Origin of the sequence: uncultured Candidatus Thioglobus sp. (assembly GCF_963981275.1) — a bacterium.
Lineage (GTDB): Bacteria > Pseudomonadota > Gammaproteobacteria > PS1 > Pseudothioglobaceae > Thioglobus_A.
Genome location: NZ_CAXCCZ010000010.1, coordinates 1 through 20,375, shown reverse-complemented (window position 1 = coordinate 20,375; position 20,375 = coordinate 1). Strand labels below are relative to the sequence as shown.

Annotated in this window: 22 protein-coding genes; 11 read left to right on the top strand and 11 right to left on the bottom strand. The window is 39.9% G+C overall.

What is annotated here, in order from left to right:
* Positions 1-5: 5 nt before the first annotated feature.
* Both hflX and lon read left to right on the top strand, forming a co-directional pair.
* On the top strand, positions 6-1,316 hold the full coding sequence (hflX, locus tag ABNR88_RS02810) for a ribosome rescue GTPase HflX (RefSeq protein ID WP_291926527.1): 1,311 nt from the start codon (positions 6-8) through the stop codon (positions 1,314-1,316).
* The gene (gene lon, locus ABNR88_RS02805) at positions 1,295-3,631 is read left to right on the top strand and encodes an endopeptidase La (RefSeq protein WP_291926524.1); all 2,337 of its coding nucleotides are present in this window, start codon (positions 1,295-1,297) and stop codon (positions 3,629-3,631) included. Before hflX ends, lon begins: the two co-directional genes overlap by 22 nt.
* A gap of 53 nt (positions 3,632-3,684) precedes the next feature.
* Here the strand turns inward: lon and ABNR88_RS02800 are convergent, their stop codons facing one another.
* Genes ABNR88_RS02800 through ABNR88_RS02790 form a run of 3 tightly spaced genes read right to left on the bottom strand, consistent with a single transcriptional unit; the run spans position 3,685 to position 6,112 of the window.
* Positions 3,685-4,095 (bottom strand): DsrE family protein, encoded by a 411-nt coding sequence (locus ABNR88_RS02800; protein ID WP_291926521.1) that lies wholly within the window; start codon positions 4,093-4,095, stop codon positions 3,685-3,687.
* 45 nt (positions 4,096-4,140) lie between these two features.
* Positions 4,141-5,403 carry a 16S rRNA (cytosine(967)-C(5))-methyltransferase RsmB gene (gene rsmB / locus ABNR88_RS02795; RefSeq protein WP_348669975.1) on the bottom strand — a complete coding sequence of 421 codons (1,263 nt, stop codon included), beginning with the start codon at positions 5,401-5,403 and terminating at the stop codon, positions 4,141-4,143.
* Positions 5,393-6,112: a DsbC family protein gene (locus ABNR88_RS02790; protein ID WP_291926517.1), complete on the bottom strand. Its 720-nt coding sequence runs from the start codon at positions 6,110-6,112 to the stop codon at positions 5,393-5,395. The genes rsmB and ABNR88_RS02790 overlap by 11 nt, the downstream gene beginning before the upstream one ends.
* A gap of 82 nt (positions 6,113-6,194) precedes the next feature.
* On the opposite strand from ABNR88_RS02790, the gene ABNR88_RS02785 reads away from it, so the two are divergent.
* Positions 6,195-7,616: a leucyl aminopeptidase gene (locus ABNR88_RS02785; RefSeq protein ID WP_348669973.1), complete on the top strand. Its 1,422-nt coding sequence runs from the start codon at positions 6,195-6,197 to the stop codon at positions 7,614-7,616.
* An 8-nt stretch (positions 7,617-7,624) separates the two neighbouring features.
* Positions 7,625-7,936, top strand: coding sequence for a pyrimidine/purine nucleoside phosphorylase (locus ABNR88_RS02780; protein ID WP_291926513.1), 312 nt, complete (start codon positions 7,625-7,627; stop codon positions 7,934-7,936).
* A 23-nt stretch (positions 7,937-7,959) separates the two neighbouring features.
* On the opposite strand, the gene ABNR88_RS02775 is transcribed toward ABNR88_RS02780, so the two are convergent.
* The 6 genes from ABNR88_RS02775 to ABNR88_RS02750 all read right to left on the bottom strand — a co-directional run bounded on the left by ABNR88_RS02775 (position 7,960) and on the right by ABNR88_RS02750 (position 11,970).
* Entirely contained in the window at positions 7,960-8,907 is a 948-nt protein-coding gene (locus ABNR88_RS02775) for an MBL fold metallo-hydrolase (protein WP_291926510.1), read from the bottom strand.
* A gap of 109 nt (positions 8,908-9,016) precedes the next feature.
* Entirely contained in the window at positions 9,017-9,634 is a 618-nt protein-coding gene (locus ABNR88_RS02770; RefSeq protein ID WP_291926507.1) for a DUF302 domain-containing protein, read from the bottom strand.
* Positions 9,635-9,720: 86 nt separating this feature from the next.
* Positions 9,721-10,134: a CBS domain-containing protein gene (locus ABNR88_RS02765; protein ID WP_291926504.1), complete on the bottom strand. Its 414-nt coding sequence runs from the start codon at positions 10,132-10,134 to the stop codon at positions 9,721-9,723.
* Positions 10,134-10,484 (bottom strand): P-II family nitrogen regulator, encoded by a 351-nt coding sequence (locus ABNR88_RS02760; protein ID WP_291926500.1) that lies wholly within the window; start codon positions 10,482-10,484, stop codon positions 10,134-10,136. The genes ABNR88_RS02765 and ABNR88_RS02760 overlap by 1 nt, the downstream gene beginning before the upstream one ends.
* Positions 10,485-10,495: 11 nt before the next feature.
* On the bottom strand, positions 10,496-11,242 hold the full coding sequence (locus tag ABNR88_RS02755; protein ID WP_291926497.1) for a DUF1538 domain-containing protein: 747 nt from the start codon (positions 11,240-11,242) through the stop codon (positions 10,496-10,498).
* Positions 11,239-11,970: a DUF1538 domain-containing protein gene (locus tag ABNR88_RS02750; protein ID WP_291926493.1), complete on the bottom strand. Its 732-nt coding sequence runs from the start codon at positions 11,968-11,970 to the stop codon at positions 11,239-11,241. Before ABNR88_RS02750 ends, ABNR88_RS02755 begins: the two co-directional genes overlap by 4 nt.
* Before the next feature lie 41 nt (positions 11,971-12,011).
* On the opposite strand from ABNR88_RS02750, the gene mltG reads away from it, so the two are divergent.
* The 6 genes from mltG to ABNR88_RS02720 are packed head-to-tail and all read left to right on the top strand — an operon-like array spanning position 12,012 to position 17,980.
* Entirely contained in the window at positions 12,012-13,802 is a 1,791-nt protein-coding gene (mltG, locus tag ABNR88_RS02745; RefSeq protein WP_348669969.1) for an endolytic transglycosylase MltG, read from the top strand.
* A 5-nt stretch (positions 13,803-13,807) separates the two neighbouring features.
* On the top strand, positions 13,808-14,425 hold the full coding sequence (tmk, locus tag ABNR88_RS02740; RefSeq protein WP_291926486.1) for a dTMP kinase: 618 nt from the start codon (positions 13,808-13,810) through the stop codon (positions 14,423-14,425).
* A complete protein-coding gene (locus ABNR88_RS02735; protein ID WP_348669967.1) occupies positions 14,422-15,435 on the top strand; it encodes a DNA polymerase III subunit delta' in 1,014 nt (337 codons plus the stop codon). The genes tmk and ABNR88_RS02735 overlap by 4 nt, the downstream gene beginning before the upstream one ends.
* An 8-nt stretch (positions 15,436-15,443) precedes the next feature.
* Entirely contained in the window at positions 15,444-16,730 is a 1,287-nt protein-coding gene (gene hemL, locus ABNR88_RS02730; RefSeq protein ID WP_348669966.1) for a glutamate-1-semialdehyde 2,1-aminomutase, read from the top strand.
* Between the two features lie 3 nt (positions 16,731-16,733).
* Positions 16,734-17,324 (top strand): TIGR00730 family Rossman fold protein, encoded by a 591-nt coding sequence (locus ABNR88_RS02725; RefSeq protein ID WP_291926479.1) that lies wholly within the window; start codon positions 16,734-16,736, stop codon positions 17,322-17,324.
* 2 nt (positions 17,325-17,326) lie between these two features.
* Positions 17,327-17,980: an HAD family hydrolase gene (locus tag ABNR88_RS02720; RefSeq protein ID WP_291926477.1), complete on the top strand. Its 654-nt coding sequence runs from the start codon at positions 17,327-17,329 to the stop codon at positions 17,978-17,980.
* Positions 17,981-18,078: 98 nt separating this feature from the next.
* Here the strand turns inward: ABNR88_RS02720 and ABNR88_RS02715 are convergent, their stop codons facing one another.
* On the bottom strand, positions 18,079-18,594 hold the full coding sequence (locus tag ABNR88_RS02715) for a DsrE/DsrF/DrsH-like family protein (RefSeq protein WP_291926474.1): 516 nt from the start codon (positions 18,592-18,594) through the stop codon (positions 18,079-18,081).
* 28 nt (positions 18,595-18,622) lie between these two features.
* Positions 18,623-18,847: a sulfurtransferase TusA family protein gene (locus ABNR88_RS02710; RefSeq protein ID WP_291926471.1), complete on the bottom strand. Its 225-nt coding sequence runs from the start codon at positions 18,845-18,847 to the stop codon at positions 18,623-18,625.
* Between the two features lie 107 nt (positions 18,848-18,954).
* On the opposite strand from ABNR88_RS02710, the gene ABNR88_RS02705 reads away from it, so the two are divergent.
* On the top strand, positions 18,955-20,286 hold the full coding sequence (locus tag ABNR88_RS02705; protein ID WP_348669963.1) for a M48 family metalloprotease: 1,332 nt from the start codon (positions 18,955-18,957) through the stop codon (positions 20,284-20,286).
* Positions 20,287-20,375 lie beyond the last annotated feature (89 nt).

The window sequence follows — 20,375 nt, the reverse complement described above, 5'->3', positions numbered from 1 at the left end:
TATCGTTGGAATTATTTGACCGTCAAAAAGATGCAGTAGGGCAAGGTGAGCGCACCTTGTTGGTGTATGTTGAATTACCAAGCACTCGAAACATTCACAATGCTAAGTCAGAGTTTAAAGAATTAGCTCAATCCTCGGGTTTGAAGATTGTTAAAACCATCCAAGTTAATCGCAATACAACGCTCGCTCAATATTTTATTGGCACTGGAAAGGTGGATGAAATTGCTCAAATGGTGCAAGATTTAGAGCTAGATTTAGTGATTTTTTCACCCGAGTTAACCCCATCCCAAGAGCGAAATTTAGAAAAAACCTTGCAGTGTCAAGTGATGGATCGCACCGGCCTTATTCTGGATATTTTCGCGCTCAGAGCAAGCTCATTTGAAGGTAAATTACAAGTTGAGCTTGCGCAGCTCAGGCACTTATCGACACGTTTAGTACGTGGTTGGACTCACCTAGAAAGACAAAAAGGCGGTATTGGTATGCGTGGCCCTGGTGAAACGCAACTAGAAACCGATAAACGCTTGATCGCAGTGCGTATTAAAAATATTACCAAGCGTTTAGACAAGGTGCATAAACAGAGAGATTTGGGCCGAAAATCACGTACTAAAAATGAACTCCCTATGATTGCTCTGGCTGGCTATACCAATGCGGGAAAATCCACTTTATTTAATACTTTAACTGATGCTAAGGTATTTGCCCATGATCAATTATTTGCAACTTTAGACTCTACTATTAGGCGTGTTATTTTGCCCGCTTCAGGGGAGGCGGTCATAGCCGATACAGTAGGTTTTATTCAAGACTTGCCACATGACCTTGTTGATGCTTTTAAATCAACTTTGGAGGAAACTAAGCGCTCTAATGTGCTTCTTCATGTTGTTGATGCAGCAGATGAATACAATATTGAGAAAATCGACCAAGTTAACGAAATTATTGAAGAAATTGGTGCCGGTAAAATTCCAACAATTTTGGTCATGAATAAAATCGATTGCTTGGAAAATTTTGTGCCGCGTCTAGATCGAGATGAGTCTGGCAGGGTGTATCGAGTTTGGATTTCTAGCCAAACCGGAGAAGGGGTTGATTTATTATATCAAGCGCTCGCAGAGCAGCTGAGTGGTATGATGACTCGAGCCAAAATAGAGTTAGATGTGAAAAGTGCTTATATTCGTAGTGAAATTCATAATATTGGCTATATCCACAACGAAAAGGTGGATGATTACGGGCAGTGGATACTTGAAATTAACGTCACTCACCACTATCTATCTAAATTATTAAACAAGAAAGGTGTTAAGTTGTTATGGGAACAAAGCCAGAAGTAGAAGAGATCGATTTAAAACTTGAAAGCGTTCCATTATTACCTCTTAGAGATGTAGTAGTATTCCCGCACACAGTTATGCCATTATTTGTTGGCAGAAAAACCTCGGTTAATGCCATTACTCAAGCAATGGGTGGCAACAAATACATTTTCTTAGTTACTCAAAAAGATGACAAGGTTGAAAATCCACAGTTTAATGATTTACATGAGGTGGGAACTCTAGCCACCATTTTACAAATGCTGAAATTGCCAGATGGTACGATTAAGGTTTTGGTTGAAGGGGTTAAACGTGCTAAAGTTGAGGCGATTGTTGAACTGGAAGACTATAGTGAAGTTCGCCTAAGTGACTTAATTCTGGAAGAAGATAACGCAACCGAAGTGAAGGCGATGATGAGGTTGGCGTTAGAAAGTTTCGAGAAATACATAAAGCTTAATAAGAAAATTCCTGAAGAAGTGTTAAAAATGCTTAAAGATGTGAGTGATGTTGAGCGTTTCAGTGACGTTATTATTGCCAATTTAGCGCTCAAGGTTTCAGAAAAACAAGAGTTATTGGGCGGTGACAATGCCCAGGATAGACTGGACAAAATTCTAGCAGTTATTCAAAGTGAAATTGAAGTGCTAGATACTGAGCATAAAATCCAATCTCGTGTTCGCAAGCAAATGGAATCCAATCAGCGTGATTATTATTTGAATGAGCAAATGAAGTCCATCCAAAAAGAGTTGGGTCAAGCTGAAGATGAAAATGAAATTGAAGATTTACAGTTAAGTATTAATAAGGCAAAAATGCCTAAAGCTGCTAAAGAAAAAGCTCAGAGCGAACTCAAAAAACTATCACGCATGTCATCACAATCTTCAGATGCATCAATTATTCGCACCTATATTGAGAATTTGTGTGACGTTCCTTGGAAAAAGAAAACCATTATCAACAAGGATCTTAAAAAAGCACAAAAAATTCTTGATGATGATCATTACGGACTAGACAAAGTAAAAGAGCGCATTCTTGAACACTTGGCTGTGCAAACTCGCGTTACTCACAACAAGGCAAACATTTTGTGTTTAGTAGGTCCTCCAGGTGTGGGTAAAACCTCATTGGGTGAATCAATTGCCAAAGCGGTTAATCGTAAATACGTGCGCATGGCATTAGGTGGTGTTCGTGATGAAGCGGAGATTCGTGGCCATAGACGTACTTATATTGGTGCCATGCCGGGCTCTATCGTACAAAAAATGCAAAAAGTAAAGGTTAAAAATCCTTTGTTTTTACTCGATGAAATTGAAAAAATGGCCAGTGATTATCGCGGCGATCCTTCATCGGCGATGCTTGAAGTGCTAGACCCAGAGCAAAATCATACCTTTAACGATCATTATCTAGAAGTGGACTACGACCTTTCTCAGGTGATGTTTGTGGCTACTGCTAACTCACTTGATTTGCCACAGCCATTGTTAGATCGAATGGAGATTATTGAGCTTTCTGGCTACACCGAAGACGAAAAAGTGCAAATTGCTAAGTGTCATTTAATTAAACAAGCAATGGATAGCAACGGTGTTAAAGCTGGTGAGATTAGCTTTAAAGATTCAGCCATATTAAATATCATTCGTTACTACACGCGTGAAGCCGGTGTGCGTGGTCTGAATAGAACCATTAGCACTATTTGTCGAAAAGTGGTGAAAGAAGTGGTGCTTAAGAAGCGCAAAACCAAAGCCACGATTACCGATAAAAATTTAGAAAAATACTTAGGTGTTAAAAAACATCGTTTTGGTTTGGCCGAAGAGAATAATCAAGTGGGCGAAGTAACAGGTCTTGCTTGGACTTCAGTCGGTGGTGATTTACTTACCATTGAGGCGACTGCTTATAAAGGCAAAGGCAAGCTTAATTACACAGGCCAGCTCGGTGACGTGATGAAAGAATCAATCCAAGCAGCGATGAGTGTTACTCGTACTCGTGCTAAAGAACTAGGTATTGCAAACGATTTCCAGGAGAAGTTGGATATCCATATTCACGTTCCTGATGGCTCCACCCCTAAAGATGGCCCAAGTGCCGGTGCAGCAATGTGCACGGCGCTAGTGTCTGTACTCACAGGGCGCAAAGTTAAAGCAGACGTGGCCATGACAGGTGAGATAACCCTCAGGGGCGAAATCACCCCAATTGGCGGCTTAAAAGAAAAAATGTTGGCAGCCCTTCGTGGCGGCATTAAAACTGTCATTATTCCGGATGATAATGAGCGTGAGCTTTCAGAGGTGCCAGATAAAATCAAAGGCAAGCTGAACGTCATTAAAGTTAAATGGATTGATGAAGTGTTAGATATTGCTTTAGAGAAATAAATAGACAATAAAAAAGGCGCCTTTAGCGCCTTTTTTATTGAGTTAATTTTCAGCTAAGGTCGAATATAAGAATAGCCTTGTTGTTGCAATTCGCCAATACGAACTACACCAGAAGGTGTAATACTAACGCCATCAGTTAGTTTTGGAAAGTGACCTTTCTTTTTCTTGAAGCCGTTCATGGTGTTTTGACAAGCGCTAAACGTGATATCGGTCATCGCCATTTTTTCAACACGACTGGCGTTTTTGTTGCCCGTTGTTAAAATGCCTAACCCAGGGCCGTAAGCTACAATTTCAACATCGACTTTATCAGCGCCGTAGTATTTTTGTAAATTAGCGGCATTGTTTAGAACGATTTTTTGCGTTCTGGCGTCGTCCGTACTAACTTGGATAACGTATTTTGGATTAGCTGCTTGTGCGCTAAATACAAACAATAGCGTTGCAATACTTAATAGTATTTTTTTCATGTTTCTCCCCCGAGAGTTATTATGTCTTTGGTATTAAAGACCAGATTATTCTACCCGTTTTTGTAGCTTGGCATAATAAAACCCGTCAAAATTATGGCTTGGGAGTTGTTGTCTGCCAACGCTGGTATCGATACCCCAATCTAGATTAATTTTAATTTCTTCAGCATCTTGATGTGATTCTAAAAATTGAGTAATTTGCTCCTCATTTTCAGCTTTTAGAATCGAGCAAGTGGCATATAAAAGCACGCCACCTGGTTTGAGCATCTGCCAAAGGTTGGCAAGTATTTGCGCCTGAAGGCTGACTAAATTTTTAATGTCTTTCGGTTTTCTTAAAAGTTTTATATCTGGGTGTCTGCGAATAACACCGGTGGCTGAGCACGGTGCATCGAGCAGGATTTTGTCAAATAATTCACCATTCCACCAATCTTGTTGCTGGGCATTACCCTCAATGATTTCAATATTTTTAATATTAAAGCGCTGGATATTTTGCTCAACTCTTTCCAGACGCTCTGAATCGCTATCAAGTGCCACAATGCTAGAATCGGGCGCTAGCTCGTGTAAGTGAGTTGTTTTTCCACCAGGCGCACAACAGGCGTCTAATATTCTATCTGAGCCTTGTGGCGTTAATAAGCTCGCTGCCAGTTGGGCGGATCCATCTTGTACGTAGCAGGCGCCACTGTCAAAATCTGGCAAGCTGTAAACACTAGCTGGTTTATCCAGAACTAACGCTTGAGGGGCGACATCTAGTTTGCTTGATTGGATGTTCTCATTAGCGAGACTTTGCTGATAGTCTTCAGCTGAAAATTTAGGGTGAACACGAAGCGTCATTGGCGCTTGGGTGTTATTTTGTGTAAAAATCTGTTGAAAATCATCAGGGTAATTTTGTTTGATTTTTTTCACCATCCAAGTTGGGTGTGAGTAGTGAGTTTGCTTGAGTAATGCATTCTTGTCACGATCAATTTGTCTTAAGATGGCATTCACCAAACCTTTGGCCCAAGTTTTATCTAAAAAATTAAGCGTATCAACTGTTTCAAAGATACTGGCGTGAATAGCAACTTTTGAATACAGAATTTGATAAGCGCCCAATAGCATTAGGCAGTGAATGTCCAAGTCATCTTTTTCCAAAGAATGGTTAAGAAGATCGGTAACAATATCATTAAGCTGATGATAAAAACGAATAGTGCCAAACACCAGAGATTTGGCTAGCGTATCATCTGGATTTGGGTACTCAAATGAAGATAAAGATCGCTTATCTAGAACAACTGAGCAAATTGCATCCAGCGCAACGAGGCGCGTATTATTTTCCAAGGGTTTCTTGTATTTTTCTGAGCAATTTATTTGCAGGTAGATATCCCGGTAGATGTGTGCCATCAGATAAGAAAATTGCAGGTGTTCCAGTCACGCCTAATTGCTGAGAGATTGCTAATTGCTGGGCAACTGGGTTGTCACATGCTTTGACATCAGGCACATCTTTACTCTGAATGTACTCATTCATGGCTTGTTTTCTATCATCAGCACACCAAATTTTCTGCATTTTTCCTTGGGCTCTAGGATGTAAGGAGGCAAGGGGTGCAGCGAGATATTTAACAGTGATACCTAAATCATTCATCTCATCTATTTCAAGATGAAGTTTTTTGCAGAATGGGCAATCAATATCGGTAAAAACATGCACAACGTAATTTTCATTACCGGCCTGATAAATGATTTTATCTTCATCGTTAATGGCATTGATGAGTGATGATTTTAGATTTTTAACTTTAGCACTTTTTTGAATTAAGCTTCTACTGGTTAAATCAACAACATCCCCTTGAATCAAATACTTGCCATCCTCAGAAACCAGCATCGAATCAATAGGATTGTAAGTAATAACCTCGTATACACCTTTAAAAGGTGAGGCAACGATATCTTGCTTATCAATCTCCCCAAAAAAACGGCTTAATTGTTGAATAACATCCTCTTTGCTTGCGTGTGAGGAGTTGGATAGTAGAGCAATAATTAGAAATAAAGATTTAATCATGATAAAAATATAAGGGAAAAATGAATAAATTTTACCTTTTTAGGTAGAATATCGCCATTATATTTTTTATTTAGGAAGTAATGTGGAATTTTCATTAATCAATACGCAGATACAAAAGTTTGACGGTGATATGGTGGTTGTTTTTGCCAATTCAAAGATCGATTTTGCTGATGACAACGTTCAGCAATTGATTAAATTAAATCACTTTGAGTCAAAGCCTGGATCAACATTATTACTCAGCCTAGTTAAAGGTTTTAAGGCTAAGCAAGTGTTAGTTGTAGGCTTAGGCGAGCTGCCTAATTCTGCTAAAAACTACATTAAAGCACTGACCTCAGCAAGCGCTATACTTAACTCGACCCAGGCAAAGAGTGCGATGATCGAGCAAGTTGAGATCGAGGGTTTTGATCAAGGCTGGAGGCATAGAATGTCTGCAAGAGTATTAAAGGATTCAGGCTATAAAGTCCAGCAAGTGGGTGTACAAGGGCAAGACGATCCGCTTGAAAATATTGCTATTCAGTCTACATATAATGATGCGCACGAACTCCTACAAGGTCGATCTATTGCTAGTGGAATGAGACTGACACGTCATTTGGGTGACTTGCCACCTAATATCTGCACACCAACTTATCTAGCACAGACGGCGCAAGAATTAGCCAATGAGTTTAATCTTGACTGTGAGGTGCTCGAAGAGGCCGATATGAGAAAATTAGGTATGGGGTCTTTGTTATCTGTCTCTAAAGGCTCTATTGAGGCACCTAAGTTAATCAGCTTGAGTTACCGAGGTGATGGCGACTCTAAGCCAATTGTACTAGTGGGTAAAGGGGTTACTTTTGATAGTGGTGGCATTTCACTGAAGCCTGGTGCTGGCATGGATGAAATGAAATATGATATGTGTGGTGCAGCTTCCGTGCTTGGTGCAATGCGTGCTATTGCTGAAATAAAGCCCAAGATTAATTTAACCATTGTTGTGCCGGCAGTTGAGAATATGCCAGCGCATAACGCTTCAAAGCCGGGTGACGTAGTTACTAGCATGTCGGGCCAAACGATTGAAATTCTTAATACAGATGCCGAGGGGCGTCTGATTTTGTGTGATGCACTAACTTATGTGGAGAAGTTTAACCCTGAAGTGGTGATTGATGCAGCAACCTTGACGGGCGCTGTAATTGTCGCTTTGGGTAAACATCACTGTGGATTAATGGCTAATGATCAAGAACTAGCCGACGATTTATTAACAGCAGGAAAAGTCTCTTTAGATAGCGCTTGGCAGCTGCCGCTTGATGATGAGTATGACGAATTATTAAAGTCAAATTTTGCAGATATGGGTAATATCGGCGGACGTGAGGCGGGCACAGTAACGGCTGCGTGTTTCTTAGCACGATACACCAAAAAATATCGCTGGGCACATTTAGATATTGCGGGCACCGCTTGGGTGAGTGGTGCTAAAAAAGGTGCAACGGGTCGTCCTGTGCCACTATTAACTCAATATATTCTAGACCAAGTTTAAGGATTATTATGTCAAATTTTGAAAATGTAACTGTAGTAAAAGAAGCTAATATTTATTTTGATGGCAAGGTGACATCTCGAGTGGTTGTTTTTGCTGACGGCTCAAAGAAAACACTCGGCATTATGATGCCTGGTGATTATGAGTTTGGCACAGATGACAATGAGCTTATGGAAATTCAGGCTGGTGAGATGGATGTGCTACTGCCAGGTAAGATCGAGTGGCAAACCTTTGTCAAGGGCTCATCATTTGAAGTACCAAAAGATTCAAGCTTTAAGTTGAAAGTAAAAGAAGTCACAGATTACTGTTGCTCTTACTATTAACTAGGTTTCGTCATAGGACTTGACTATGGCGAATTACGATCTAGCCAAACACCCAAGCCTTGGGCACAAATTTCCAGATCCCCTTTAAAGAGTTTTATTTGTTTTGTTTTGTCGAGTGTAACGCCATGCTTGGTGGCAATTTCTAATAGGTAATCTAGTAGTGCTTCTTTAATAACTGCATGGCGATTAGATTGGTGTGCTAATTTTTTAGCAATAGCTACAAAGCCATCAATATGCTGTATCAACATGTCAGCAGATTTCCCGGTAAAAACTATTTGATTAAAATGGGTTAGATAAGCAGTTTTTGGCTTGAGCGATATAAGTTTTTTAATTGTCTCAATCCAGGCTTCAGGATCAAATTGTACTGGCGTGGTTGGTGGGAAAATTAACTCACCTTGTTCGGTGTCAAAATCTCGATAGCTAACCCCTAATGTATCACCAGAAAAGATTCCCTGTGACTGCTCATCCCAAACACACAAATGGTGTCTGGCATGCCCAGGAGTATCTATAATTTTCAGTATTCGCCCACCTAGATTAATAAGATCGTTATCTTTTGCAATAATAAGTCTGTCTTCTGGGATGGGGATAAGATCGCCTAAAAATTGCTTAAAGAATAATTCACCATAAACACCAATTACGCCTGCGCGTAATTTTGAAGGGTCAATTAAATGTTGTGCACCACGCTCATGTACATACACATTTGCATTGGGCAGGTGCTTGATTAATTCTCCCGCGCCACCAGCATGATCAAGATGAATGTGCGTTAGGATGATATGATCAACTGCTTCAGTAGCTATATTTTTCTCTTTTAAAGTGTTGAGTAGTGCGGGCACCGATAGATGACAGCCTGTATCAATAAAAGCTGCTCGCCCGTTGTGTTCAATTAAATAAGCAGCGACAAAATCTTTGCGTATATGTTCGGTATCAATGCAAGTGATGCCAAATTCTAGTTGATGATAAATTGGATTCATGGTGTTATTCTATACCAAATTTTTAAAAACAATATCAAATAATTACAGGTATTTTTTAGCAAAAAAAACCGCCCAATTGGGCGGTTTTTAATTGACTCTGTAAAGGGATTTAGAAGTCGCCTTCTGCGCCACCATCTTGAATCGCTGTAATAACGCGCTTAACTTCTAGTGCTTTTTCTAGTAGGTAGTCTGGCAATGGTGCACCACCATAAATCATAGCGTTCATGTCTAATGTGTACAACCATCTCTGACCGTCTTTGTCTTCAATGAGTGCTAAACGACAAGGTAGGTAAGCCGAAAATGCATCTGAATGATCAACCATGGTCATCGCTGTACGTGGAGAACAGTATTGGTAGATTTTTAAGAAGCGTTGCTTTTCACCTGTTTGCAACTCAACCATTTCAGATAAAGGCAACATGCCAACTGAACGAATGCCTTCAGCAGTTGCAATACTTTCCATTGCTTCTTCGACATCTTCATTTGAGACATCGTCAGCCACTTTAACACGCACAATAGAGGCCATGGTAATATCACTTGTGTCTAACAAGGTATTGGTCATTGGCATGTATACTTTTGCCATTGCTTCAGGATGTAGTTTTGGAGAAACCATTTCGTTGATGACCTTAGAGGTGACACCATACTGTATTTGTAATGACACCATGAAGTAAGTTGCAATTGCACCAATGATGATCAACACCCATTTGACTAAACTAATAATTCCACCCATTTTAATCTCCTTTTTTAAATTAAATATATTTGATATGAATTAAGGATTTTAGCACCATAGTCACCCATAATGGTGAAAATATATCGCTATACAACCCTTGAGCCATGAAAAACAATACTGGTCAAGCTAATAACGCCAACAACCTTACCATTATCCAGCACAGGGCATCTAGATAAATTAAAGTGGGTAAGTAGTTCGGCGCAGTAACGGATGTCCATATCTGGGTGAACTGACATTGCAGGCTTATTCATAATTTCATAAATATTAACACGGTCTAATGCGCGATCTTTGGCAATCACTTTAGAAGCAATGTCTGCAATTAAAACTACGCCATACTCATCATAATCATGAGATTTTTCAACTAGAAGCACCTTTGTTTTCTTAAATTTCATGTCAGCCAATGCTTGTTCGACGGTGGTTTTTCCATCAACAACATCAACTTGTTTCCACATGACATCTTTAACAAAGGTTGGTGTATTTTTTTGGGTATTGTTACTCATTATATTTTCTCCTCTACGGTATGTTCTAATGCCTGGATTTGATGCATAACACCAACGGCGTCTTCTACGTCTATCTGGAAAGCAATGCCTTCTTTGGAGTTGTTCTCAAAGTCACCTGCATGAGCGATACTTTCTAGTATTTCTCTAGAAAGATGTTGCTCTACAAGTAATAGTAATACATCCCTAGGGGTTTCCAGGCTCAATCCTAAAAATGTTTTGGTATGTTTAAGACCCTCTCCTCGGGCCTGAGAAATGATAGTAGATCCTGTGGCGCCTTTGTCTCTAGCCGCCTCAAGAATTCTGTCGGTTTTGTCGCTATCAACAAAAGCGATAATCAATTTAAAATGCATAATGCCTCCTGTTATTGATTGGGTTTGTCATGGTTATAAAAATTAATAATTTGTACATAAGCAAGTACACTCATAATGGGAAAAAGTGAAGCAAAGGCAATTAGACCAAAGCCATCGGTTAGTGGGTTTCTACCGTCAATGGCACTAGAAAGCCCAAGGCCTAGTGCGGCAATAATGGGCACGGTAACAATTGAAGTGGTTACACCACCGGCATCATAGGCTAGTGCAATAATGCTTTTTGGTGAAAAATAAGTTTGGATTAAAACCAAGATATAGCCACCAATAATAAAATAGTGAAGTGGAAGTCCGGTCACAATTCTAAAGCTACCAAGTGCAATGCCAATGGCCACACCAATGGCCACAGTAACACGCAAAGCTTTAACCTTGATAAATCCACCCGATACTTGATTTGCTTTAATGGCCACCGCTAAGAGCGAGGGCTCAGCAATGGTGGTAGCAAAGCCAATAAAACCGGCAAAAATATAAACCCAATAATAAGCATACCAGTTTTTAGGATTACTGACCAAATCAGATGATGTGAGTTGCGTTGCCATAATTTTACCTAGTGGGAAAAGTGCTTTTTCTAGGCCAATAATTAAAAAAGTTAGCCCGATCCAAACCAAGATAAAGCCAACAACAATGCGTTGTAAATGTGGAATTTTTTGCTTTAAGATGCCTACTTGAAAAATAAATAGGATGGCAATAATAGGTAAAACTGCCCAGAAGGTTTCAACAAAGTGATGTGGTAGTGACATCATTGAAAAATTCCAAATAACATGATGGCAATAATAGGTAATAGAGAGGCGATGGCGATCATACCAAAGCCATCAATAAGCGGATTTCTGGCACGAATACTGCTACTAAGACCTACACCTAATGCGGTTAAAAGGGGAACGGTAATTGGACCAGTGGTTACCCCGCCAGCATCATAAGCAATACCAATGATAAAATCAGGTGCCAGGGTGGTGCTAACCATTACTAATAAGTAGCCGCTAATAATTAAATACTGAATTGGCCAGCCTTTTAAAATTTTAATCACACCAATAACCACTGAAAGTCCTACAGCAATAGCAACGGTATAACGTAAGGTTTGAGCATAACGATGCAGTTCAACATCGGTGGTGATAATGCCGCCAAACTGGGCTACTTTTGCAGCCTCATTGGCCATGACAATTAGATCGGGTTCGGCAATGGTTGCACCAAATCCAAGTGCAAAAGAAAAAGCCAATAGCCAAGTGATAGAGCCTTTTTTAACAAAGGAGAAGGCCAGTATCTCACCAATGGGAAATAGGCCAAGCTTAAGTCCGTGCATAAATAAAGATAGGCCAATGAGCACGAACCCTGTGCCTATGATAATATTATCAATATTGGGGATGGGTTTCTGTAATACAAAAATCTGAAAAAAAGCAATCACCAGTACAATCGGCGCCAAATCTTTTGCACTGTCAGTCAGATTATGGGCAAATTGATAAAGCGTTTTTTTCATAAGTGTTCTTTTATAAGTGCACTGAATTATAATACTTGCTCATGAGTCATGTCATCTTAATTAACGGAAAAAAACAAACCAAACTGAGTGTGTTCAATCGCCTAGTGCAATTTGGCGATGGATTGTTTGAGACTTGTATGGCTGTTGACCAGAGATTACTATTGGCTGAAGCGCATTTTCAAAGGTTAGAAAAGGGCGCCAAGCGTCTAAAAATTATCCCCATTTCCCGCTCAATATTAACCAAAGAGATTGCTAAAGCGGTCTCTATGTCTAAACTAGATAGAGCAGTAGTCAAGGTTATTCTTTCTCGAGGTGAAAGTGCTAGAGGTTATGGATATGATAAATCCATCGCTCCTACTCGAATTATCATAGTTTCTAGTGTGCCTGATTTGCCGCAGACTTATACGCTAAGTTTGTGCGATAGTGGTTACGCTACTAATCAGCTATTATCTGAAATTAAGCATTGTAATCGCTTGGAGCAAATTCTTGCGCGTACCCATCTTAAAACGCAAGAATGTATTATGCTTGATCCGCAAGCCCAAGTAGTTTCTGTTACGCAAGGTAATATTTTCGCTATTAAAAATGGCGTGCTACTAACACCAGGATTGAGCGAATGTGGCATTGAGGGTACACGTCGCCAAGCGATTATCGAGCTAGCTAGAAAACAAGGGTTATCAGTTGAAGTCTGCTGTTTAAGTGTTGCGGAGTTGCTGGCTTGTGACGAAGTGTTTATTAGTAATAGTGTGATGGGTATTAGGCCGATTAGTCAAATTAATGAGCAAAAATATTCACAACATCAGATTACCGATCGACTCATAGAGGTTTTTAATCAGCACCTATTAAAACGCGGTAACTCGGCTTTATTAAAACCTAAAAAAAATCCTTTAAAGATATGGGCTATTGTTTTTTTATCACTATTCACGGCTTGGGCAATGTGGGCAAACAAAATAAACATACTCAAGCCGACTGTTTATCAGCTACCCCAAGGAGCAAATATTTATTCTACTGCTGATAATCTTAAGCGTTATGGTTTGGTTAATTCAAGCCAGTTTGTGGTGTGGGCGGCAAAAGTGTTAGGGGCGAGCGAAACATTAAAATTAGGCCATTATGAGTTGACCCCTGATACCAGTGTATTGAGTTTGCTAGATGATTTTTCTAATGCTCACGTAGCCACCCGGAAAATCACCCTAGTCGAGGGTCAAACCGTACAGACGTATTTTCAAATGCTAAGTCAACACCAAGCCTTAACAACAAAACTTTCTTTTGAGAAAACCTTACAAAACACAAATGCCAAGCCTCCGTATGACGGACAATTTTGGCCAGATACTTATCAGGTTAACTATGCAGACAGTGTGCTGAGCGTGTTAAATAGATCGCACGCTTTATTGCAAGAAAAATTATCCAAGGCTTGGGATAATAGAGCTAAAGATCACCTACTAAAAAACAAAAACCAATTATTAATACTGGCATCTCTTGTTGAAAAAGAGACTGCTAATCATGCAGAAAAGGCAAAAATTGCAGGCGTGTTTATTAATCGTTTAAAAAAAGGTATGCGTCTACAAACTGATCCGACAGTTGTGTACGCTTTAGGTGATGCTTATACGGGAAAATTAAGCAAGCAAGATTTATGGTTTAAGAGTCCGTACAATACTTATCGACATAAAGGCTTGCCACCTGGCCCAATTGGATCAGTGGGCTTGGAATCTTTAAAGGCAGCAGCGCAACCATTGAAATCTGATTTTTTGTATTTTGTATCTAAAAAAGATGGCACACATGCATTTGCAAAAACTTACAAACAACACCTTATTAATATTAAGAAGCATCTAAAATAAAACCTATGAAAACAGGAAAATTTATTACCATAGATGGCGTTGAAGGTGCCGGAAAAAGTACACAAATAAAATTTATTTGTGACTATTTGCAAGCCAAAGGTATTAACGTTGTTTTAACTCGAGAGCCGGGCGGTACCGATTTGGGTGAAAAAATTCGCCAACTTTTACTTAGCACCCAAACCCAGCCAATGCATAGTGATAGCGAATTGCTACTCATGTTTGCAGCTCGAAACGAACACATTCATCACAAGATTATTCCGGCATTGAAAAAAGGTGATTGGGTATTGAGCGATCGCTTTACCGATGCTTCGTATGCTTATCAAGGTGGCGGCAGAGGGTTGGATATTGAGCGTATTGAACACTTGGAGCGCTGGGTGTTGGGAGATTTCACCCCAGACATGACACTACTCTTGGATATTCCTGTGGATCTTGGCATGTCGCGTGTGGAGTCTAGAGGTGAGAAGGATCGCATTGAGCTAGAGGCAAAGGATTTTTTTGAGCGAGTTAGGCAAGCCTACATTGCCAGATCAGAAAAGTATCCAGAACGCATTAAGCTGATTGACTCCTCCAAGGAGCGCGAACATACTAGCACCCAAATTGAACAAATATTAGCAACATTATGAACCTTCCTTGGCACGATCAAGCGCTTTCAAAGTTGCAAAAAATGATCGATCAAAACCACCTGCCCCATGCCTTGTTAATGACTGGCGCTGAACAGATTGGAAAGTTTGAGTTAATGCAGCAGTTGGTAGGAATTTTGCTTAAGGATGACGCACTAATTAGAAAAGATAATATCCTTCAAGAGCTTGATCATCCAGTCTTGATTAGGCGTTCTAGCTATACCAATATGATTTATTGCCGATCTGGTGAGATAAATGCAAATACTAAAAATCGATCTAAAGATATCCGCATAGACCAGGTTCGCGCTTTTTGTGAAGCACTAAACAAAACGGCAGACAATTTGCAAATCGGTGTTATTTTTTATGGTGACCAGATGACGGTCAACGCAGCAAATAGCTTGTTAAAAACATTGGAAGAGCCAAGGGAAAATACACTTATTATTATTTTGGCACACAACATCCAAAACTTGCCAGCAACCATTGTTTCGCGTTGTCAAAATATCCACATTGCACCAAATTATGCTGAGGAAACTCAAGCATGGATAAAAGCACAACTGAGTGAAACTCAAAATGCTGACTTTGATATTGCGCAGCTACTTGAAAATACCCATGGCGTGCCATTTAAAGTTCTTAGTGAGCTTTCTGACGGTAGTTATGCCACCTACCAAGCGTATCAGAATCAATTGTTAAATATAGCAAGCCACCCATTAATGATTAGTCAAACTCAAGATTTTGAAGGTAATGAGTTGGCAGTGCTAGATTGTTTACAAAATTTAATCGTTGAGGCAATCAAGCTCAAAACAACAAATCAAGAAGGTGGTTTGGTAGAATTAAATCAACTGGTTAAAAGTGTTAAGTCAGAGTTTTTATTTCAGCTATTAGATGATGTATATCGAGCTATTCGCTTATCAAAAACCAGTATCAACCTTAAATTATTATTGGATAATATCTTAATCGTGTGGTCACACATCACCCATTTAAAACAATATCCACAAATAAGTACAAATTATTAGGAGTAAATATGAGTCAATCAGACATTCTATTCGAACAAGCAAAAAAAGTTATTCCAGGCGGAGTTAATTCCCCTGTTCGTGCCTTTAACGGTGTGGGCGGAAACCCAATCTTTTTTACTCGTGGCGAGGGCGCTTATTTGTTTGATGCAGATAGCAACAAGTATATTGACTATGTGGCTTCGTGGGGGCCGATGATTTTGGGTCATGCTAATCAAGCGGTAGTGTCTGCAGTAAAAGAGACTTTGGAAAATGGATTGGGCTTTGGCGCCCCTACTGAAATAGAAACCATCTTGGCTGAAAAAGTCTGCGAATTGGTGCCATCAATTGAAATGGTGCGCATGGTCAGCTCAGGTACAGAAGCTACCATGAGCGCTATTCGCTTAGCTCGTGGGCACACGGGTCGAGATAAAATTATCAAGTTTGAGGGTTGTTATCACGGACATTCTGACTCACTACTAGTTAAAGCTGGATCAGGTGCATTAACACTTGGCGTACCGACATCACCCGGTGTTCCGGCAGATTTTGCCAAACATACGCTCACGCTTGAATACAACAATCTAGAGCAAGTGCGTGAAACTTTAAGCGAAGTGGGCGAGGAAGTGGCCTGTATTATTGTTGAGCCGGTTGCTGGTAATATGAACTGCATACCGCCAGTCGACGGATTTTTACAAGGCTTGCGAGAAGTGTGTGATGAGCATGGCGTTATTCTTATTTTTGATGAAGTTATGACAGGTTTTCGTGTGGCATTAGGCGGAGCACAAGCTTTTTATGGCGTCACTCCGGATCTGACCACACTAGGCAAGGTAATTGGTGGCGGACTGCCTGTAGGTGCTTTTGGCGGCAAGCTTGAAATTATGTCCTCCATCGCGCCATTAGGCCCTGTTTATCAAGCGGGCACCTTATCAGGCAACCCAATGTCCATGTCAGCAGGTTTGGCCATGTTAAATACCTTGTCAGCAGATGAGAATTTCTACCAAACACTGGGTGCTAAAGTTAAAACATTAACCGATGGAATCTTGGCTAAAGCCAAAGAAAACAATATTGGTATGACAGCAAATGTTGTTGGCGGTATGTTTGGCTTGTTTTTTACGGACTCAACGGCAGTGACTAATTTTCACGAAACATCAGAATGTGATGTGGATAAATTTAAGAAATTCTATCATTTGATGTTAGCAGAAGGGGTTTATATGGCGCCTTCAGCTTATGAGGCTGGGTTTGTTTCTAGTAGTCACACTGACAAAGATATTCAGGATACTATTGATGCAGCTGGGCGCGCATTTTCAAAGTTATCATAGTTTATGAATATTGAAGTTGTTGAGTCAGAACTAAAAAATGCCGCAACAGTTTTAAGCAAATTTAGCCACAATATTACCATTTTTGGCTCAGCTCGAGTGGCTGACGATAGTGATTTAGCAAAAACCGCTTACCAGTTAGGTAGGCGTTTGTCTGATCAAGGATTTAACGTTTTAACAGGCGCAGGCCCTGGCATTATGAAGGCAGCCAATAAGGGTGCCTTTGAAGGAAAGTCTAGCAGTATTGGTTTTAATATTAAGCTACCTAAAGAGCAAAAGCCCAATCCATACCTAGATCAATGCCTGATGTTTGAGCATTTCTTCACTCGAAAAGTGACGCTGATTAAATACGCGGATGCCTGTGTGTTTTTCCCAGGTGGGTTTGGTACGGCAGACGAGCTACTAGAAGTGCTCACCTTGATGCAAACTAGAAAAGGCAAGCAGGTAAAGGTATTTCTATTGGGTAAGGAGTTTTGGCAGCCACTAATCAGCTGGTTTAAAACTCTTAAGCAGCATCAATACATTAGCCAATCTGACTTAGAATTATTTTGTATTGTTGATGATATCGACAGTATTTTTGAGAAAATTAAGGAGTAACAATGGCGTTAGCTATTTTTGATTTAGATAAAACCCTAATTAATGGTGATAGTGATTTTCTCTGGGGTGAGTTTATGAGCGAAATTGGTGCAGTTGATGAAAAAACTTACCAAGTAAAAAATCAATATTTCTTTGACCAGTATGCATTGGGAAAGCTTAATATTAATGAGTATCTTGAGTTTTGCTTAGAGCCTTTGTCACAAAATAACAGAACAACATTAGATGGCTGGCACCAGCGCTTCATGCAAGAAAAAATTGAAAAAATCTTACTACCTAAGGCACAACAGGTTGTTAATCAGCATAAGGCCAAAGGCGATACTGTGCTGGTGATTACTGCAACTAATAGCTTTGTAACGGCGCCAATTGTTGAGCGTTATGGCATTGATAATCTACTGGCGACTAATCCTGAAGTTAAACAAGGTCAATTTACTGGTAAAGTTGAGGGAGAGCCTTGTTTTCAACAAGGAAAGATAACGCATTTGAATAAATGGCTTGAGAAAACTGGCGAAGAGATGTCTGGCGCTTATTTTTACTCAGATTCGCACAATGATTTGCCCATGCTTGAATTAGTAGACAATCCGGTTGTTGTGCACGGAGACGACAAGCTAAAGACTATTGCCAAACAACGAGGCTGGCCAAGTATAGACTGGCGTTAAATAGCAAGCAATAAAAAAACCTCCGTAAAGAGGTTTTTTTATTGCTTATCTCTTGCGAGTATCATCTTCTTCTATAGGAGAAGATGCAAGGTAAGGATTTACATGTATAAGTGATGATCGCCTGAAGCGGCCTCATCAAAATACATAGCAGCGCCAGCAAATTCAACACCATCGATAAAGTCTTCTTTATCAAAGCCGAACAACTCAACTGTCATTTCACAAGCGATAAACTTAACGTCAAACTCTTGACACATAGAGCGCAACTCTTCAATCTTAGCAACACCATGTTTAGCCATAGTTTTCTTCATCAACCAGGTTACTAAAGATTCAGCGCCAGGAATATTCCATAGAACGTTTGGAATTTTTGGACCAAAATCAATCTTTTGTAACCATTTAGGGCCAAAAGGCATTTTCATTGGCATAGAAGGATTTCCGATTGGAGAAACTCTAAGCTTTGAAGTGTCTTTTAGTAAAAGGTTTAAGCCGTAAAAAGTAAAGAAGATAGTAACTTCTTTGTCCATTGCAACGCCAGTTGAAGCAATAATGAAAGGGGGGAATGCCCAGTCAAAAGTACCCTTAGTGGCGATGATAGTCATTTTGTTGTTATCTGACATAGTTATTCTCCTCTAAAACAATGATGGATTAAACTTTTTCAATCGTGAATACGTACTTTCCGCCATCTTCAGTTGTAGAGATTAGCTTGTTACCAGTTTGGTTACAAAAAGCTTCAATGTCTTTTACTGATCCAGCATCTGTAGAAATTACGTCTAAGATTTTTCCAGCATCCATTTTTGATAATGCTTTCTTAGTTTTTAAAATTGGTAATGGGCAGTTTAAGCCTGATGCATCTAAAGTTTCGTCAGCCATTGTGGACTCCTTTTATTTAAAATTTAGTTAATTAATCTTATCTTTAAGATTAGACAAGTCCGCCTATTTTAGTCGCACACCGTGCAAGAGTCAAATATAATGGAGTCATGATAAAGATTGCACTCGTTTTTTTACATTTGACCGCCAATGCTTATGCACTAAGTTTGCCGAAGGCTAATTTGTCTGAATCATTGCAAGAACAAAAGCAAGGTAATGAATTTTTACAAATCATTTGGGATACCGACAAGGTGATTGCAGATGTTGAAACTCAGGTGTATCTCAAAAAAATCGGCAATGAGATGAGCACTTATAGTGAAGATCCAGCAAAACATGTTGATTTCTTAATGCTGAATGATGCCAGTATCAATGCATTTGCGGGCCCCTATGGTTATATCGGTGTACATACAGGTATGCTGCTGAGTTCAGATTCCGAATCTGAGTTGGCCGGTGTCTTATCTCATGAGTTGTCACATATTACTCAAAATCATTTGGCACGCTTCAGTGAAAAAACTGACAAACAGACTTATATTATGGTGGCAGGCATGTTGGCTGCTGCACTGGTTGATAACTCTAATGCGTCACAAGCTATTGCCGCCTCAACGGTTGCGGGAACAGCGCAGCAAAATATTAATTTCACGCGTGAACATGAGTGGGAGGCAGATAGAATCGGTACCACCATGCTTAGTAAATCTGGTTTTGATCCAAGTGGCATGGCGCATTTTTTTGAAAAACTCAAAGATGATGTCAATGCTCAAGAGTTTTTACGCTCCCACCCATTAAGTATCAATCGAGTTTCTGATGCCATGCAACGTTCAAGTCGACTTACGGGTGATTATCGAGCCGATTCTTTCGAATATCAAAGTATTAAGGCTAGGCTGTATTACCATCAGCATGGGCGAATCAAGCTTGAAAAGAGCGAGGCTATTACTTTATACATGCAGGCTTATGACGCTTTTGAAGAGCAAAAATATAATACCGCTCAAGATTATATTGAAGCATTGCTAAAGCAAAATCAAAGTCCATCAAGCCATATTTTAGCCGGTAGAATCTATTCTAAACTTGGGCAATTAGAAACAGCACAACAACATTTTTCAACGATTTTATCTGGTGAATCAGCTGTTTATTATTCTGCTAAGGCTTATTTTGAGAATAAACAAACCCAGCAGGGTATTCATCTTTTAAGGCGCTACTTGAAGAAAAATTCAGGCACTTATCAGTCGCACAAGCTGCTGTCATCTTTATATGTGGAAGTGGGTAGTCTGGATCGGGCGCACATTCACAATGCTAAGGCACTGGTCCTTCAAGGCAAACTAGAGCAGGCGATAGAGCGCTACGAAAGAGCCAAGACAACCACCAGATCACAAGATTTGTTTGATATTATCGGTGTTGAAATAGAGCGCTTAGAAAAACGCATCGACCTCTATAAAGAATTACCTTAAATAGTTTTAAGCACTCACCACTTTCACACCATTAGGTGTACCTAGTAGCAATACATTAGCACCACGATTAGCAAATAAGCCGTTGGTTA

Excerpts from the sequence above, each read along its gene's own strand:
- ABNR88_RS02780 (WP_291926513.1), top strand. The coding sequence starts at position 7,625 with ATGTCAAATTTTGAAAATGTAACTGTAGTAAAAGAAGCTAATATTTAT.
- ABNR88_RS02760 (WP_291926500.1), bottom strand. The coding sequence starts at position 10,484 with ATGCATTTTAAATTGATTATCGCTTTTGTTGATAGCGACAAAACCGAC.
- ABNR88_RS02715 (WP_291926474.1), bottom strand. The coding sequence starts at position 18,594 with ATGTCAGATAACAACAAAATGACTATCATCGCCACTAAGGGTACTTTT.
- ABNR88_RS02750 (WP_291926493.1), bottom strand. The coding sequence starts at position 11,970 with ATGAAAAAAACGCTTTATCAATTTGCCCATAATCTGACTGACAGTGCA.
- ABNR88_RS02800 (WP_291926521.1), bottom strand. The coding sequence starts at position 4,095 with ATGAAAAAAATACTATTAAGTATTGCAACGCTATTGTTTGTATTTAGC.
- tmk (WP_291926486.1), top strand. The coding sequence starts at position 13,808 with ATGAAAACAGGAAAATTTATTACCATAGATGGCGTTGAAGGTGCCGGA.
- ABNR88_RS02755 (WP_291926497.1), bottom strand. The coding sequence starts at position 11,242 with ATGATGTCACTACCACATCACTTTGTTGAAACCTTCTGGGCAGTTTTA.
- mltG (WP_348669969.1), top strand. The coding sequence starts at position 12,012 with ATGAGTCATGTCATCTTAATTAACGGAAAAAAACAAACCAAACTGAGT.
- ABNR88_RS02735 (WP_348669967.1), top strand. The coding sequence starts at position 14,422 with ATGAACCTTCCTTGGCACGATCAAGCGCTTTCAAAGTTGCAAAAAATG.
- ABNR88_RS02725 (WP_291926479.1), top strand. The coding sequence starts at position 16,734 with ATGAATATTGAAGTTGTTGAGTCAGAACTAAAAAATGCCGCAACAGTT.
- ABNR88_RS02775 (WP_291926510.1), bottom strand. The coding sequence starts at position 8,907 with ATGAATCCAATTTATCATCAACTAGAATTTGGCATCACTTGCATTGAT.
- ABNR88_RS02770 (WP_291926507.1), bottom strand. The coding sequence starts at position 9,634 with ATGGGTGGAATTATTAGTTTAGTCAAATGGGTGTTGATCATCATTGGT.
- ABNR88_RS02720 (WP_291926477.1), top strand. The coding sequence starts at position 17,327 with ATGGCGTTAGCTATTTTTGATTTAGATAAAACCCTAATTAATGGTGAT.
- ABNR88_RS02710 (WP_291926471.1), bottom strand. The coding sequence starts at position 18,847 with ATGGCTGACGAAACTTTAGATGCATCAGGCTTAAACTGCCCATTACCA.
- ABNR88_RS02705 (WP_348669963.1), top strand. The coding sequence starts at position 18,955 with ATGATAAAGATTGCACTCGTTTTTTTACATTTGACCGCCAATGCTTAT.
- lon (WP_291926524.1), top strand. The coding sequence starts at position 1,295 with ATGGGAACAAAGCCAGAAGTAGAAGAGATCGATTTAAAACTTGAAAGC.
- hemL (WP_348669966.1), top strand. The coding sequence starts at position 15,444 with ATGAGTCAATCAGACATTCTATTCGAACAAGCAAAAAAAGTTATTCCA.
- ABNR88_RS02790 (WP_291926517.1), bottom strand. The coding sequence starts at position 6,112 with ATGATTAAATCTTTATTTCTAATTATTGCTCTACTATCCAACTCCTCA.
- ABNR88_RS02765 (WP_291926504.1), bottom strand. The coding sequence starts at position 10,134 with ATGAGTAACAATACCCAAAAAAATACACCAACCTTTGTTAAAGATGTC.